This is a genomic window from Sphingomonas sp. Leaf208 (assembly GCF_001421415.1).
In the GTDB taxonomy this organism is placed as follows: domain Bacteria; phylum Pseudomonadota; class Alphaproteobacteria; order Sphingomonadales; family Sphingomonadaceae; genus Sphingomonas.
Genome location: NZ_LMKH01000016.1, coordinates 1 through 14844, shown reverse-complemented (window position 1 = coordinate 14844; position 14844 = coordinate 1). Strand labels below are relative to the sequence as shown.

The following is a 14844-nucleotide window of genomic DNA, read 5'->3' as shown; positions in this document are numbered from 1 at the left end:
GACCTTAAACGGCGCCGCTCTACCGGTGGTGGCGCCGTTTCCATATCTGACCATGGGACGAGAGACTGTTATGAACCTGCCGCGAAAGCCGCAGCCTGTTTCGTCATGAGGCAGGCGAGGGCGACTACGTGAAGCCTTGCGAGTGTTTCGGCATAGCGCTCGTAATCTTCGACAGGGGCCGAAAGCGATTTGCCCATGCAAATGACCGCTCAACGACGCGGCGTCGCGGCAAAAGGACGAAGCTGCGTTTGACCTCGGGCAATTTGACGACCTCGAGTGTGATGCCGTGCTTGGCTGTAGCGTCGGCCGAACGTTCGCCGGTATAGCCCTGATCGACCCAAGCATGTTCGATGGAGTCGTTGGTGACAGCCTGCACGGTACGCGCGAACCGTTCCACCTCGCTGCGGCCCTCCACGCTGACCGGCGTAGCATTAAGCGCCAACAGGTGGCCCAGCGTGTTGACCGCTAGGTGGATCTTTGAGCCCCCTAGCGTTTGCCGCAATTATAGCCGGCACGCGTGCAGATCGTCGGCCAGCGCCTTTCATCCAGCTGCAACCAGAGACTGACCGTTATTGTCGCGCAGGAGCGCGGGTGAAGCAACGGTCGGGTTTAAACCCAGCCGTCGCTTTTCGAGTTCGGCCGCAAAGGCGGCTGTGTGGCGTAGCCAAGCGATGAGTGTGGCCGCTCAGTGTTGTAGTCCTCGACCCAGCGCGCTAGGATCGTGCGCGCCTGGCGGACCGTGAGAAACAGCGTCTCTTTGAGAAGCCCGTCGCGCATGCGACTGTTGAAGCTCTCGACGAACCCGTTCTGCGTTGGTTTGCCCGGAGCGATATAGTGCCACTCAACGCCGGCGTCGCCCGACCACACCAGCACCGCGTTTGAGGTCAGCTCGGTGCCATTGTCGCTGACAATCATCTTGGGCGCGTCACGCTCGGCGATCAGGTCGCCCAGCTCGCGCACCACCCGTTTGCCCAATATCAACGTGTCGAGCACCGCCCGCAAACGCTCGCGTGTCACGTCGTCGACGATGTTGAGGATACGGAGCCGCCGCCCCGTGGCCATCTGATCATGAACGAAGTCCAGGCTTCAGCGCTGGTTGGGTAGCGCCGGCACCGGCTCAGGTTTCCGCTCGCCGACGGCGCGCTTTCGTCCCTTCCGGCAACGGACTGTCAGACCTTCCTCGCGGTAAAAGCCGCTGTGTCTTCTTGCGGTTAATCGTGATGCACTCCGAAGCAGGATGTGCAACCGCCGATAGCCGAACCGTCGGCGCTGCTACGCCAGCTCGCGCAGACGCGACCGAAGGTCGCCATCATCTGCCCGGCTCGAGCGATACCGCATGCTCTTGCGATCCGCCCCGATGACAGCACACGCCCGCCGCTCGCTTATCCCCAGCGCCGTCTGGAGATGCGCGACCGCTTCTCGGTTCACGGCAGGCGTCACCATTTTTTTGAGAGCAGGTCCTTCAGACCTCGGTTGTCGAGCATCATATCCGCCCGTAGCCGCTTGAGCCGGGCGTGCTCCTCCTCAAGCGCTCGCAGCCGCTTCGCATCGGACACCTCCAGACCACCGAACTTGGCCTTCCAGGCGTAATAGGTCACGCTAAACATCCCGTGCTGACGACACAGATCCTTCACCACCGCACCTGCCTTGGCTTCCTTCAGAATGCCTATGACCTGCTCTTCCGAAAACTGCTTCCGCTTTATTCGTCCATCCCTTTCCGGGGTCGGACTCTAGGTCCAACTGGATGAAACAACTGGGGTCACGTCACGACGGCTTCATCGCACTGTGCACGGTCCGCGCCTCGTGGCTGGACAGTTGTCCATGGCGACGACATTGCCGGCTGAGAGTTGGGACGTAAAGGCACGGGTCACGTAGGTCCTGAAGAGATCGGCGTCCATCGTCATTGGCACCTTGAGGATGCAAGGCGCGATCATGCCTGAGTGGCCCGGACAAGCAACGAAGGCAGTGATTTACGAATGTCAGTGTGGCACGCCAGCCCGCAGTCGGTGACCGTGTAACGCTCTGCCAGACCGACGTGTCCTGTTCGTTGAGGCTAAAGCTCTCCATAGAATGAGCTGCTCGAGATCGAGATCAATCTGGCGGTTCAAACATTCCTTGAGATGCTTCAGCGTGTCGAGGCAATCTTGCTTCGTCTCGTGCGCAGTCTGCTTTGCCAAACCACAACCTGTCGTTTGGTGATGTGGTGGACCATGGGTCACCACGCGGGGGTACGGAGACCCAAACACGCAAGAAACCTATTTTGGTTAACGGCCGATGCGTCTTTTTTAACACTTGAGCGTATTTACCTCCCCGTTTTTCAAAGGCGGGCACAAGTGTCTCAAAATGGGCCTAGTCTAATAAGGAAATGGTTGACGAAGTGTTAATTTACAGGCACCCGCAGCCATACGACGTCGGGTGCTGGCTACGGCTTCCTGGCGTGGAAGTTAATTGGTGCGGCGCAAAACAACAGGGAACGATATCATGGCTCTTGGTACTAACGACTCGCTGATCACGACGGCGGATAGCTTCAATGTTACCTTCAACACCACCAATGATACGTATGATACGCTAGAGTATGATGCGACTGGAAAGCAGGCCGTAGCTTTCGTGTTTGGTAACGGCATTACCGGTGATGACACGATTCAGAACTTTGAGAAGAATGATTCTATCATTAACTTCCAGAAGATCTTCGACGGTAACAACGATGGCATCATCTCGTTCGGACCGAACGGTCAGCTTGACATCGATCGTACCGGTTCGGGCGGCAAGAACGCCGGCGAAGCACAGATCACGATCAGCAACAATAGCGGTCAGAATATCGACGCTTTGCGTTATCTTGGCACCAAGGGCAATGGCACCGGTTATGCCTATGCGGATGCGAGCACGCGTCTGGCCGGAATGACGGAAGGTACTGTCGGTAACGACGCCCTCGATGCAGGAACGGGTGCTAAGACCTACCTGTTCGACACGGCGCTCGGCCTAAACTTAGGCGGCGACACAATTTCGAACTTTGGTGCTGATGACCGTATTGTTACGACCACCAAGGTTCATAACGGTCCGGACATGGGTGCTATAATCACGTTCGGTAAGAACAAGGTCCTCGACCTGCCTGGCGACACCGATGGCATTAAGGGCGACGTTGGCCCGTCGCATGGTGGCCAGATCGAGTTCGTCAACCCGGGCATTGATCACCTGAGCCTGCTTGATACGAAGACTGTTGGTGGAGTGAATTACTACTATTATGGTGTCACCCCCACCATCTAATTCATTCGCTGGATTAATAATATAAGAGGGGGCAGTCGAAAGACTGCCCCTTTTTATATGCACTTTTCAGTCGTCAGACTATAAGACTACCAAGCCCGGCTGCGGATCCATCAAGGCTGTAGACATAATAGGTGGCGCCATCCCGCGTAATCGAGCCATCAAATTCCAACGAGGGCGCGTGGCTTCCGCCGATCGTAAAGACATCGATCTCCCCAATTGCGTGAGCACCGCCGTTACCGGTTAGCACGATTCCCCCATCTGTCGTCCGCGCGACATGCCCGGTCGTGTCCAAAGCCAACGCATCGGTCGTCACCAAGATGTCTTTCTTACCGAAGTTGGCGATCGTATCGTGACCAAGGTTTAGATCGAGTGCCGTGTCAAAGAAGAAGGTCTGCATCTTCTTGTCTTTGACGTCACCGGCCAGACGATCGTCAGTCATCTTGCTTTCCAGCGCCCCCCGTGGGCGCGCCGAGCCAGACGCATAAATGTAGGTACCATCGTCGTCGGTGCCCATCAGGCGGAGGCTCGACACATCTGCCATCTTCACGACATTCGTACCTGCCGGATTCTGGAGCGCAAATCCCCCCTTAGAGCTGGTAATGATCCCATCCCCGTTGCCATCGTACAGCGCTTTTTTTAGCCCAATGACATCGCCGCGATCAAACCGCTGAATCGTATCAATCCCTGTGGTCTTGCTGTTGTCAAAATAGAAAACATCATGCCCGACGGTGGCGGTAAGCAGCTGATTAGCTGAATCCGATCCGTTTTGAAATAGAGTCACGGTTGGCGGCACCTTGACAATCAATTCGGCATTCACTTCGATCGCGACTGCTGCAGTGGCCGACGCCTTGCCGTCCGAGGCGGCATAAGCGAAGCTATCGGCACCGACGTAACCCTTGTCGGCAACATAGCTATAGCTACCGTCAGCTGCGAACGTCAGTGTACCATGCGTCGGTCCCTTGACCAAGCTCGCGCTCAGCGCGTCGCCGTCCGCATCCTTGTCGTTAGCCAGCACATTCCCCGTCGCCGGTGCCGTCCCGGTCGTCGAAGTCGCATCGTTGGCCACCGTTGGCGTGCTATTTGGTCCGTCGCCGGTGCCGTCCCGGTCGTCGAAGTCGCATCGTTGGCCACCGTTGGCGTGCTATTTGGTACCGGAGCGACATTGATCACGACTGCTGCATTCGCTGACGCCTTGCCGTCCGAGGCGGCATAAGTGAAGCTATCGGCACCGACGTAACCCTTGTCGGCAACATAGCTATAGCTACCGTCTGCTGCGAAGGTCAGTATACCGTGCGTCGGTCCCTTTACCAAGCTCGCGGTCAGCGCGTCGCCGTCCGCATCCTTGTCGTTAGCCAGCACATTCCCCGTCGCAGCCGAGGTCCCTGTCGTTGAAGCCACATCGTCCGCCACCGTCGGCGTGCTATTTGGTACCGGAGCGACATTGATCGAGACTGCTGCATTGGCCGACGCCTTACCGTCCGAGGCGGCATAGATGAAGCTATCGGCGCCGACGTAACCTTTGTCGGCAACATAGCTAAAGCTACCGTCAGCTGCGAACGTCAGAGTACCGTGCGTCGGTCCCTTGACTAGGCTCGCGGTCAGCGCATCGCCGTCCGCATCCTTGTCGTTAGCCAGCACATTCCCCGTCGCCGGTGCCGTCCCGGTCGTCGAAGTCGCATCGTTGGCCACCGTTGGCGTGCTATTAACGGTAGTTACCGTCAGTTGCTAACGTCAGCGTACCATGCGTCGGTCCCTTAACGAGGGTCGCGGTCAGCGCATCGCCGTCCCCGTCCTTGTCGTTAGTCAGCACATTCCCCGTCGCAGGCGCAGTCCCCGTCGTTGACGCGCTGTCGTTAGCGACGGTAGGCGCGTGATTGATCGGCACAAGCACCGGGGGCGGGGTGGAAGTCGATGCATCGTGGCTCTTAATTGCAGATATGGTCGTATTGAGATTGTCAGTAATGCCAAAGTAGAAAGTGATGGTGGTCTTAGCCCCTGCAGCCAAAGTGCCGACGTCGAAATTGATATTAATCGACTCGTCGGCCTCCTTGCTGAAGCCCTCAGACTGGGCCGTCGTATAAGCAGCCGCAGCATAGGGATCGTAATTCTTTAAGCCGTAAGTTGACACCTTTGCGCGATCATCGGCCGAATAGTAGAAGAACGGCGTCGTCCCCTTGCCAGCATAGGCGGCGATTAACGCACCGTCAGCACCATCGCCACCTTGTTCGACGATAGTGTTGATCGTCGTGAAACTCGGGCCATGGTCCGGATCGATCGTGCGCATGTAGCGCACGTTTTCCATAGCGGATCCCGTTTGATTAGTAAGGGTAATATCAACCCGTACAAACTTCGCATCGTCCGCGAGAGACATGACCTGATCGATCTTGACCTTCTCAGCCGTCGTGCCGTTCCAGGTCGCAGTCATTGTGTTGTCGGTCGATTGAGCACTGGTAGCACCATCGGCGATCTGTCGCATCGAGGTACGTTCGGCGTTAGTGCGCACATAATGACTGCTACCGATATCGTAGCCGAGTGAGAAACCTTCCTGAGGGGTGCCGGTCAGCATCGTTTCGCGTGTGGCGGCCTTACCAGTGCCAAAGCCATCGACGTCAGCGACCATACCCAAACGGATAAAGCCGTTGATACTGTCGGTATATACGCTATCTGGTGCCGTCTGCTTCGTCCCCAGTGTGCCACTGCTATTGATACCAAGGCTGATATACTTGCCTTGCAGAAATACTTCGTTTCCGAGAACTTCCTCAATCATGCGCCATCTCCGAATGTCGGAAAGCGATCGCCCTTCAAGGATCGAACATCGCTTCGCACGACTTCTGGTCACCGGTCACGCAGAGCGCAACGCCGGACGATCCCCCCGTTGAGGCTCGCAAGACGCTAATACCTCGAGGTATTTGCAAGAGTATGAAGCAGCTAGGTTAAACGAGATTTCAGCATACTCGTATTCGGACGCTCACACGAACCGACGTCCTTAAATATCGACCAACGCGCGCCCACATTCTTATCGGAAGCGAGCGACGCATCGATACGATTAGTATCAGGCCATCTTGGTTAGGACTTGAACCCCATCCATCATTCGCGAAAGCCGCGAATCAAATACCGCATCACGACTAAGATACTGCGGTCCATTTGAAGCCTTCGACAGCGCTTCGGCTGCATGGCCCACATGTGTCACGTTGGCTGCCAGACGGGATCCGGCCAACACGATCCGGCGCATCGATGCGGTCAGTGGCGCCTTATGAACGCCCGCGCTTTCCGGATGACGTGAGGTTAGATACGCAACCAGTTCGGCTTGTGTGGCATGATCTCCAAGCTTAAAGGCCTCTATGCGCATCTGCTCTGTTTGCTGCAGTTGGCGAACTTCCTGAGCTTCTACCCACGTGCTCGATGGGATCATAATCGGATTGTACGCTTGCTCAATAGATAGCGTCCAATCGCGCCACTTGAACGCATCGATTCTTGGCGATCCCACGATGGGAATCCAAGGTATCCTTAATGTATCGGCGAATATTGCCCCATGCATCGCTTCGGCAATGACTAGCTTAGCACCGGCCATCACTTGCAAAACTTTGCCTACAGGCCAGCGCGGATCAATGAACGTCATGCCGGCTGTTTCGGCGACACGCTTCCAATGCCCTCGCCACAATGACTTGTGATGAGGAACGTAAACGATGCCGGATGCCGCGCGGGTAGCCGGAAGGAAGCCAGGCGTTGCAGCCATAAGGATAGCACCGTCTGTTACGGCCGCCTCCGGATGCCCAAGGGCGCGCGCCGTGAAAGGCCCTCTCACAGCGTTGACGGTCAATCCGTCTAGATCATGCGGTGGCCGCCCGTAAGAGGTTCCAGAGCCTAGCACGAACGTCGGAAGACGTGACTGCCCCGCCCGTGCAAGGCTGGTGGCGTTGAGGATGCTGCCTATGCCAAGAAGGCGCACCCGGTCACTGTCGAGGACGTGCTGCGGTAGCAACGCCGGCCAGAGATCGGCATTCAAATCGTCGCCGAAATTACCTTCAGGATCCCTAAAGTAGATAATTTCCATCATTGTTTCCTAATGGTTGCCGTGTTTGGCGGAGCAAGACGGATGCCTCATTCAATGTGCAGCCGTCCCCCAAAAATTACGCCGTATCGTTGAAGTGATGGGTGTGACTGAGGCTATCGTCCTGAACATCTTTCGGGGATGTAGCGGATTGAGGTTAGCCAAGATGCTCTTCCACACTCCCCTGTAGCCGCTCACCTGCTGGCCATATCCTGCGCGGTAGATGGCAGCCGGGAATGGTACCGGCTGCATTTCAATTCCCCACTTGGTAGCATCTGCAACGATGCTGACGTGGCTGCCAAGTCGACGCTGAATATGAAAATCGAGGCTTTCGCCCGCGGGCGCCTGTCGCAGGAGCTCGTCACGCACGATGTTCGATGTACCGCAAACCATATGAAATTCGCTGCGCCTTCTCATGACGCTGCTACCCTCGGTAAAGAGGTACCCCTCCTCGACATACCAACCGCTCGGATTGTCGGGATTTTCCGCTACAAGACGCGCAAGATCGCGGTGCACGAAGTCATCATAGTCGGCCACCATGACGAAACCACCCGGCTCCATGTGGTTCAACCCCGCCCAAAGCCGCATCCCTTTGTCAGCTCTGATCGCAGCTTCATAAGCTTCACGCTCAGGCGTGCGCGGGGGCAGGGGCTTATACGGAGTATTGATGCGCAGAACCTCGCAGCCGGGTGGCATGGTCGGCAAGTCCGCGCCCTCGTTAGCTACAACGACACAACGCCAATCCGGATGGGCCTGCCCCGCGATCGAAGCCAAAGTCGTCTTAAGATTGCGCGCTATTTCGGACCAGTCATTGACGCCAGCTTGGTGACGTACCGGAACTAGGAACTTAAGCATATAATCTCACCTATCTTCTCGTTTCAATGAGCAAACGACGGCGTGATCCGCCGGCGTCTCTTTCACGAAATGGTCCGGTACCGTGCCATTGCAGGTATTCGCTAAGGATATCAAATTGTCGGCCGGGTTGATCCCGAGCGACGTTTAATTTTAGCGCGAATGCCCGCAGGAAGGCCGAACGTCTGGAAAAGCTCGACTATCGCACGGCGAGGTGACTTGAATGCTAAACTTAACAGGCCTCCAAACAACGTTCCCGCGATCAGCACGGCAAGCTCGACAGCCGCGGACTGTGGGAATTGCCAAAATAGTATCTTCGCGGTGAGGCAAGATGCCGCACATGCCAGCCCAATCGGAAGAGCGGGGAATATCTGCGATATCTGGTCCCTTGCCGTTACAGGTCCTCTACGGCCGGCAATATGTATTCTGACTAAGCATACAATAGCGCTGGATAACGAATACGCTATTGCGATACCGACAAGGCCAAATAAGACACCCACCGACACCGATGCAATGCGAAATACCATTTCTATAAGACCGACAGTTCGCAGCTCCGCCGACCTGTCTTGCGTCATAAACAGATCATCAAGACTATAGACAAGTCCCATCAGAGCTAGCACTGGTGCCAAGAATGAGAGTACTATACCTGCATCATCCCATCTTGGCCCTAGTATCACGATCGTAAGCGAATGACCAGCAAATGTTAAAAATACGGCTGACGGTATTAGGAATGTACTCAATGTCCGCACAAGTTTGAGATACGCCTCGCGATATGCGACGGCATCCGCCCTAAGGTGCGTCAAAAGCGGCAAAGTCGCTTGGGCAATAGGCTGTACGAGATTTTGGTTTGGCAAGGAAAAGAGATTTTGCGCCCTGTTATACTGTCCGAGAGATGCCGCCCCCATGGAATGGCCAATTAGGATCGCACCAAGGTTAGCGGATAAAAACGTAGATATAGTAAATACTGACATGTTAGCGCCAAACTTGATAATTTCTCCAAATCCGTCGATCATCTTCGGTCGGTTGGGTACAAATCGGGATCTTAAAATGTATAAACTTCCGCCTATCACCTGTTGAGCGAGATTTCCCAAAACTATTGCCCATACGTCGTGTCGAATAATGGCCACCGACAGAGAAATAATAAAGTTTGCCGCGACCGCGGCGGTATCGATCCAGGCAATTTCACTGAATCGCATGTCTCTTAAGAGGATTGAACGATGCTGAAGCGACAGCCCCCCCAACCAGAAACCAATAGCAGATACGATCATGGTTGATGCGACCACGGGTTCGTTATAAAAACTCGCTATGAATGGCGCTGATACAACAAGGGCCAAAGCTATTGTGGTTGTTGTCGTCGTATTGAACCAGAATAAAAAGCTTCTTTCTTCAACCGACACGGTACGTTTGCGCAGTAAGGCGGAGGTCACCCCGAAATCTCTAAACATCTGCGCCAATATTAGCACCATTCCAGCCATACTGGCCAAGCCGTAGGCTTTGGGACCGACAAGCCGCGCGATGGTAATGGTCGAGAGAAGCCCAACACCTACAACGAAAAAACGTCGCAACAGGAGCATTAACGGCGCCTTTTTGTGCCGTCGCTTCGCTTCTTCTTTATCCACCAGATTCTCCGTTCGATACGCTAGAGCACTAACAGGGTCCGGTCGCGGCTCACGCCACTTCCATAGCTGAGCAGAAGCGGATTTTAAGCCTTCGATTTATAACAATATAAGGTATCGTGCCGGCTCTGTTGCCATCGAGGGTGGGGTTACTACCATCAGCGCTTCACCGCCAACCTTCAATCCGTACTGATCCGCTGTCAGCGATTGAAACCTGAATTCCGGCGCGAGTACTCCGTTACCAGCGCCATGGTGGACGAGATTCCCACGACAGCGTAACTCGAGCCAATCAGTGTTGAAATAGCGCGATCCAATCGTGATACGACGCTTTTCGTCGATTAAACGGTCACGGTAGACACTCCGTCTGCTGAACATGCGTTGCCATTCTCTGGAGTATTGGATGACAAATCCCCTAATTACGATTGTCAGCGTTTTTTACAATCGCGCCCAAGAAGTGGAGCGCTCTGTATCTAGCCTTCTCGCTCAAACCTATTCGCCGCTCGAAATCATTATTGTCGATGACGGTTCGAAGGACGATACTGCTGATCGATTGCGGGCATTGCAGGATCCGCGTTTAGACATTCGGATACAGCGTAATCAAGGGTTCACCAATACGATTGCCGCTGCGGTAAAAAGTGCACGCGGCGATATCGTGGCCATTCATGGCTCGGGTGACGTGTCCTTACCACACCGGATAGAGCGGCAGGCTCAGGTTTTGTTCGACAACCCTGCCGTAGGGGTCGTGGGTTGCTTTATAGAAAATGAAAATGGTCGCCCTGTTGGCCTCCGTAGCCAGAGATCGCTTGAAGCGCAGATGAGCTACCATCAACTCCTGAATACCTATCCGATCAGCCATGGGGAGGCCATGTTCCGTAAATCCGCCTTCGATCAGATCGGTGGATACCGTTCCTTCTTTGCCTTTGCGCAGGATCATGACCTGTGGTTGCGCATGGATCGCATTACTAAATTTTCGATAGTACCAGAAGTCCTCTATGTCCGGCGCCGGTTCGACAATGCGGTCAGTGCAGACCCTATCAAGATGATGTTTCAAGGCTACTTCGCTGACTTTGCTCAGCAATGTGCAGACTCATGGCGGCCGGGCTTGGGGGATCATATTGATCGCTACGGCAATTCAGCTATCTTGATGCGTCATGGCTCCCGTGCGCTTGGCAAGCGATTGAATTTGATCGGCTTGATGGAATTGGCCGAAGGCAGCGAGGACCAAGGCCGGGCCGTCATCGCGTCTAACGGTGCACAGTCCCATTCGATTTTCACGCAGGTCATGATGTTGATTGCTAATATCTCGGCCCGCCGTCCTGCCGCCTGGCGTATGATAAAACCTCTTCTTAGGAGGGTCGCGGCACGACGCCGTGCACGCAACAGTTCCAGCATTTCTCCGTAATGCAACAGATTCAGCGTTACGATTACGTTCTGGAAGTGCAATGGAAGCGCACTTTGATGGTCGTCGGCTGGCAATGGGCTGACAATGTATGGCAAAGGTTTCCCAGGCCACGCTTAGAGCGATGACCTGGGAACATGCTTCAGAAATGCAGAGTGTCGACGCCTCCCGCAGACCCAATCAGGCTATAGACGTAATAGGTCGTCCCGTCATGGACGACTGCCCCGTCGAACTCCATCTTGTTGACAGCGCCGTCATCGATATTGGATAGAGCGATGCTGCCAGCTTCGCCAAGAACGGCCTTGTCCCCCGGTGCGCCGCTGTCACCCAAAAGCTTGACCCGACCGCCGCTGCCGAATGCGATGATAGCGTCGCGGTTACCGTCCAGTAAGGACGTAGTGGTCACCAGAATGTCCTTCGGACCGAAGTTGGTAATTTGGTCGCTACCGAGATCGAGGCCTAGCGCGGTGTCAAAGAAGAATGTTTGCGCCCTTGCATCGCCGGCATCACCACGCAACACCTCATTGCCGAGCATGCTTTCGATCGCATCCGCCGGCCGCACGCTCGCATCGGCATAAACGTGCAGTCCGGTCGCACTGGTGCCCATGCTACGCAAACCCGTCAATCCATCAAATTGCAGCGTATCGCTACCCAGCGAATCCAGCTTTGCGGTTCCGCCGGTAATCCCGATCACCCCGTCACCGTTGCCGTCGAACAGCGCTTCATCAGTTACGAGGACGTCATTATGAGCAAAGTTAGTGATCCGATCGCTTCCCGACGCGCTCGTCGTGTTGACGAAAAAACTGTTGTGGTAGGCAGCGCCTGCTACCGTCTGATCACCGGTCGCCGACACGTCGACGGTACCGGCACGGGTGAGCAGCGGATCAATGGACGGGCTGACTGGCGGAGTCGTTGGTGGCGCGGTCACTGTAAGCGTTACGGTCGCCGCACTTGCAAGCTTGCCGTCGCTGGCCGTGTAGACGAAGCTGTCGGTCCCAGAAAAGCCGGCTTTGGCAGTGTAAACGAAGCTACCGTCGTTAGCGATTGAAACGGTGCCGTTAGCTGGACCGGTCTTCAACGCCGCGACCAGTGCGTCACCGTTCGCATCCTTGTCGTTGGCCAACACGAAGCCTTTGACTGAGCCCCCCTCAACCAAGTTGTATGCATCGTCAACCGCTGTCGGCGCAATATTCGTCGGCGCTGGAGCCGATACTTTCACCGTTACCGTCGCGGTGTCCGACGCCTTGCCGTCGCTCGCGGCATAAGTGAAGGTATCGGTTCCGACGAAACCGGACGCCGCCTCGTAGGTGAACGTCCCGTCCTTATTAAGGAGCAGAGTGCCGTTCTTTGGACCTGAAGAGAGCGTCGCCGAAAGCGTGTCGCCATTCGCGTCATGATCGTTAGAAAGCACGTTGCCGTTGATCGTAGTCCCGGCGATGACTACAAAACCATCGTTGACTGCTACCGGAGCTACGTTGATCGGCTTCGCTGGCCCCCCCTTTATGGCGGCAATCGTGGTGTCGAGATTGTCGGTAACACCCATGTAATAGGTTAGGGTGGTCTTGCCCCCGGCATTTAGCGAACCAACGTTGAACGCGATGTTGATGACGTTGTCACCCTTCAGCGTATAGCCCGTCGGCTGCGGAGCAGTGCTCACTGCTGCAGTATAGGGATCAACGCTGCGATAGCCGGCTGTGGTGGACACGACGGCTCGCGCATCCTCAGCGTAATAAAATACCGGCGTGACACCACCGGCGTAGGCCGCAACCAACGCGCCGGCGCTGCCTGACTGACTGAGAATCTTGTTTTCGGTCGAGAAACTACTGCCCTGATCGGGATCGATCGATCGCATGTAACGCAAATCGTCCATTGCCGATGAAGACTTGTTGGTCAGGATGACATCGACCCGAACGAATTTGCCATCATCGGTCAGCGATATGGTCTGATCGACCGTCAGCTTTTCGGTCGTTGCGCCGACCCAACCGGCCTTGGCAACATCGGCCGTCGAACGATCACTGCTGATGCCAGCGATATTGATCCGCGACGTGCGCTCTTGGTTTGCCGCGATGAAAGTGGCACCCCCGATCTTGTAGCCGATCGTGAAACCTTCGGTTGGCGTGCCGTCCAGCATCGCTTCGGTTACTGTCGACGACTTGCCAACACCAAAGCCATCGAAATCCGCATACATGCCGACACGGTTAAAACCGTTTGCAATATCAGTAAAAATGCCTTCCGGCGCAATCTTCTTAGTTCCCAGCGATCCACTGCCATTGATGCCGAGTGTTAGATATTTGCCTTGGAGGAAAACCTCGTCCCCGAACTTGATATCCGTAAGTGCCATGCGTGTCCCGCTCCCATATATGCACAGCATCGATGATCGTGATATTGACCCACGACATCTGTCGCATATTGGTCCACACCACGTACACATCAGTGCACGCCATGATCAATTTATGTCCAACCCACCCACATCGCGCCTTCGACATCCCTAAAACAGGATGACGCAAGTGATGTGCCCGATGCTCGTCGTTAACCATGTCTCAGATAAACAACAGGCCTTCCCGCGTGAGGCGTTAGAAACCCGGGCTGAGTTGAGGAAATGTCCGGAACTTTACAGCTTTTTCAAACTGATAGCGAAATGTCGCGATCCCGATGGGCTACGGGTTGCCACTACGTCAGGACGATTCCGTACCAAAGGCGCTTCGTAAACCTCTGGCCGGGGACCGAAACTCAAAAGGAAAATCGCTGCTGTGAGCGGGCGGTGTATTCCCATCGAACGAAATTGGCAGACATCTCGTTAGTTGGAGAAGCAACGGTAACCAGTATAGCTGCTGTCAACTCGCCCATACCTGCCTACAATGCACCATCGCCCGTCGCTCCGAACACGCGGACGCCCACCGCTGCCGGATGCTGAGTTGGTTGCTGGCATCCGGGCGCGCGTCGCTGATCTGCCAACGTACGGCTATCGCCGCGTTCATCCTCTGCTGCGCCGGAAGCCGAAAAGACCGGGCGCGAAGCGCCCAATCCGAAACGCGTCTACCGCGTCATGAAAGGTCTGCATCCGGTGAGGGGCATCTGGCGGGTGCTAGTCTGAGCTGAGATGTTAGCCACAGTGCAAGCACCGTGGTTTGCACCGTGCCGCTGAAGGCATGAGCATCAGCGTGTCGACGCTTGCCGACTATGTCGGCCACGGCACCGTCCTGCTGCGCGGCATGGTCGATCTCATCGAGGCGCACATCCCCGCCGGCGAGCGCATCCACCATGACGATACGACTGTGCCGGTCATGGCAGCCGGCAAGACCATCACGGGCAGGATCTGGGCATCCGTTCGCGACGACCGCCCCTTTGGCGGGACTGACCCGCCCGCCGTCTGCTATTACTACACCCGCGACCGCACAGGCGCCCATCCGCAGCGGCAGCTTGCTCGGTATGCCGGCATCCTGCAGGCTGACGCCTATAGCGGCTATGACGCATTCTACGCCGCGGGTCGCAAGCCAGGACCCATCTTGGAAGCAGTGTGCTGGGCACCCGCCCGTCGCCCGTTCTTCAAGGAAGCTCGCCTGAGCCGGACGCCGCTTGCCGTCGACATCGTCACCCGCATGGATGCGATCTTCGCTGCCGAACGCGTGATCTGGGGTCGGAACGCCAGCGAACGGCTCGCC

Annotated in this window: 9 protein-coding genes and 4 pseudogenes; 4 read left to right on the top strand and 9 right to left on the bottom strand. The window is 55.9% G+C overall.

Annotated features, from left to right (window positions below):
• Positions 1–68: 68 nt before the first annotated feature.
• Together ASE69_RS22930 and ASE69_RS09485 are read right to left on the bottom strand one after the other, a co-directional pair.
• Positions 69–516 (bottom strand): annotated as a pseudogene (locus tag ASE69_RS22930) (transposase); the annotation flags it as partial.
• Between the two features lie 25 nt (positions 517–541).
• A pseudogene (locus ASE69_RS09485) lies at positions 542–1703 on the bottom strand (IS3 family transposase).
• Positions 1704–2481: 778 nt separating this feature from the next.
• On the opposite strand from ASE69_RS09485, the gene ASE69_RS09475 reads away from it, so the two are divergent.
• Positions 2482–3264 (top strand): hypothetical protein, encoded by a 783-nt coding sequence (locus ASE69_RS09475; protein WP_056485592.1) that lies wholly within the window; start codon positions 2482–2484, stop codon positions 3262–3264.
• 73 nt (positions 3265–3337) lie between these two features.
• Here ASE69_RS09475 and ASE69_RS09470 read toward each other — a convergent pair whose 3' ends face one another.
• From ASE69_RS09470 to ASE69_RS21335, 6 genes are all read right to left on the bottom strand, one after another.
• Positions 3338–4330 (bottom strand): Ig-like domain-containing protein, encoded by a 993-nt coding sequence (locus tag ASE69_RS09470; protein WP_156362267.1) that lies wholly within the window; start codon positions 4328–4330, stop codon positions 3338–3340.
• The gene (locus tag ASE69_RS09465; RefSeq protein WP_268795491.1) at positions 4240–4986 is read right to left on the bottom strand and encodes an Ig-like domain-containing protein; all 747 of its coding nucleotides are present in this window, start codon (positions 4984–4986) and stop codon (positions 4240–4242) included. The genes ASE69_RS09470 and ASE69_RS09465 overlap by 91 nt, the downstream gene beginning before the upstream one ends.
• A complete protein-coding gene (locus tag ASE69_RS09460) occupies positions 4967–6031 on the bottom strand; it encodes an Ig-like domain-containing protein (protein WP_056485583.1) in 1065 nt (354 codons plus the stop codon). The genes ASE69_RS09465 and ASE69_RS09460 overlap by 20 nt, the downstream gene beginning before the upstream one ends.
• A 285-nt stretch (positions 6032–6316) precedes the next feature.
• Entirely contained in the window at positions 6317–7318 is a 1002-nt protein-coding gene (locus tag ASE69_RS09455) for a polysaccharide pyruvyl transferase family protein (protein ID WP_162236868.1), read from the bottom strand.
• A gap of 51 nt (positions 7319–7369) precedes the next feature.
• On the bottom strand, positions 7370–8170 hold the full coding sequence (locus ASE69_RS09450; RefSeq protein WP_056485578.1) for a hypothetical protein: 801 nt from the start codon (positions 8168–8170) through the stop codon (positions 7370–7372).
• A 110-nt stretch (positions 8171–8280) separates the two neighbouring features.
• Positions 8281–9786 carry a lipopolysaccharide biosynthesis protein gene (locus tag ASE69_RS21335; protein WP_082453034.1) on the bottom strand — a complete coding sequence of 502 codons (1506 nt, stop codon included), beginning with the start codon at positions 9784–9786 and terminating at the stop codon, positions 8281–8283.
• A 397-nt stretch (positions 9787–10183) separates the two neighbouring features.
• On the opposite strand from ASE69_RS21335, the gene ASE69_RS09445 reads away from it, so the two are divergent.
• On the top strand, positions 10184–11185 hold the full coding sequence (locus ASE69_RS09445) for a glycosyltransferase (RefSeq protein WP_056485575.1): 1002 nt from the start codon (positions 10184–10186) through the stop codon (positions 11183–11185).
• Between the two features lie 139 nt (positions 11186–11324).
• Here ASE69_RS09445 and ASE69_RS09440 read toward each other — a convergent pair whose 3' ends face one another.
• On the bottom strand, positions 11325–13523 hold the full coding sequence (locus ASE69_RS09440; protein ID WP_056485572.1) for a cadherin-like domain-containing protein: 2199 nt from the start codon (positions 13521–13523) through the stop codon (positions 11325–11327).
• A 565-nt stretch (positions 13524–14088) separates the two neighbouring features.
• Between ASE69_RS09440 and ASE69_RS22005 the strand changes: the two are divergent.
• Together ASE69_RS22005 and ASE69_RS09435 are read left to right on the top strand one after the other, a co-directional pair.
• Positions 14089–14234: pseudogene (locus tag ASE69_RS22005) on the top strand (IS3 family transposase); the annotation flags it as partial.
• 64 nt (positions 14235–14298) lie between these two features.
• Positions 14299–14844 (top strand): annotated as a pseudogene (locus ASE69_RS09435) (IS66 family transposase); the annotation flags it as partial.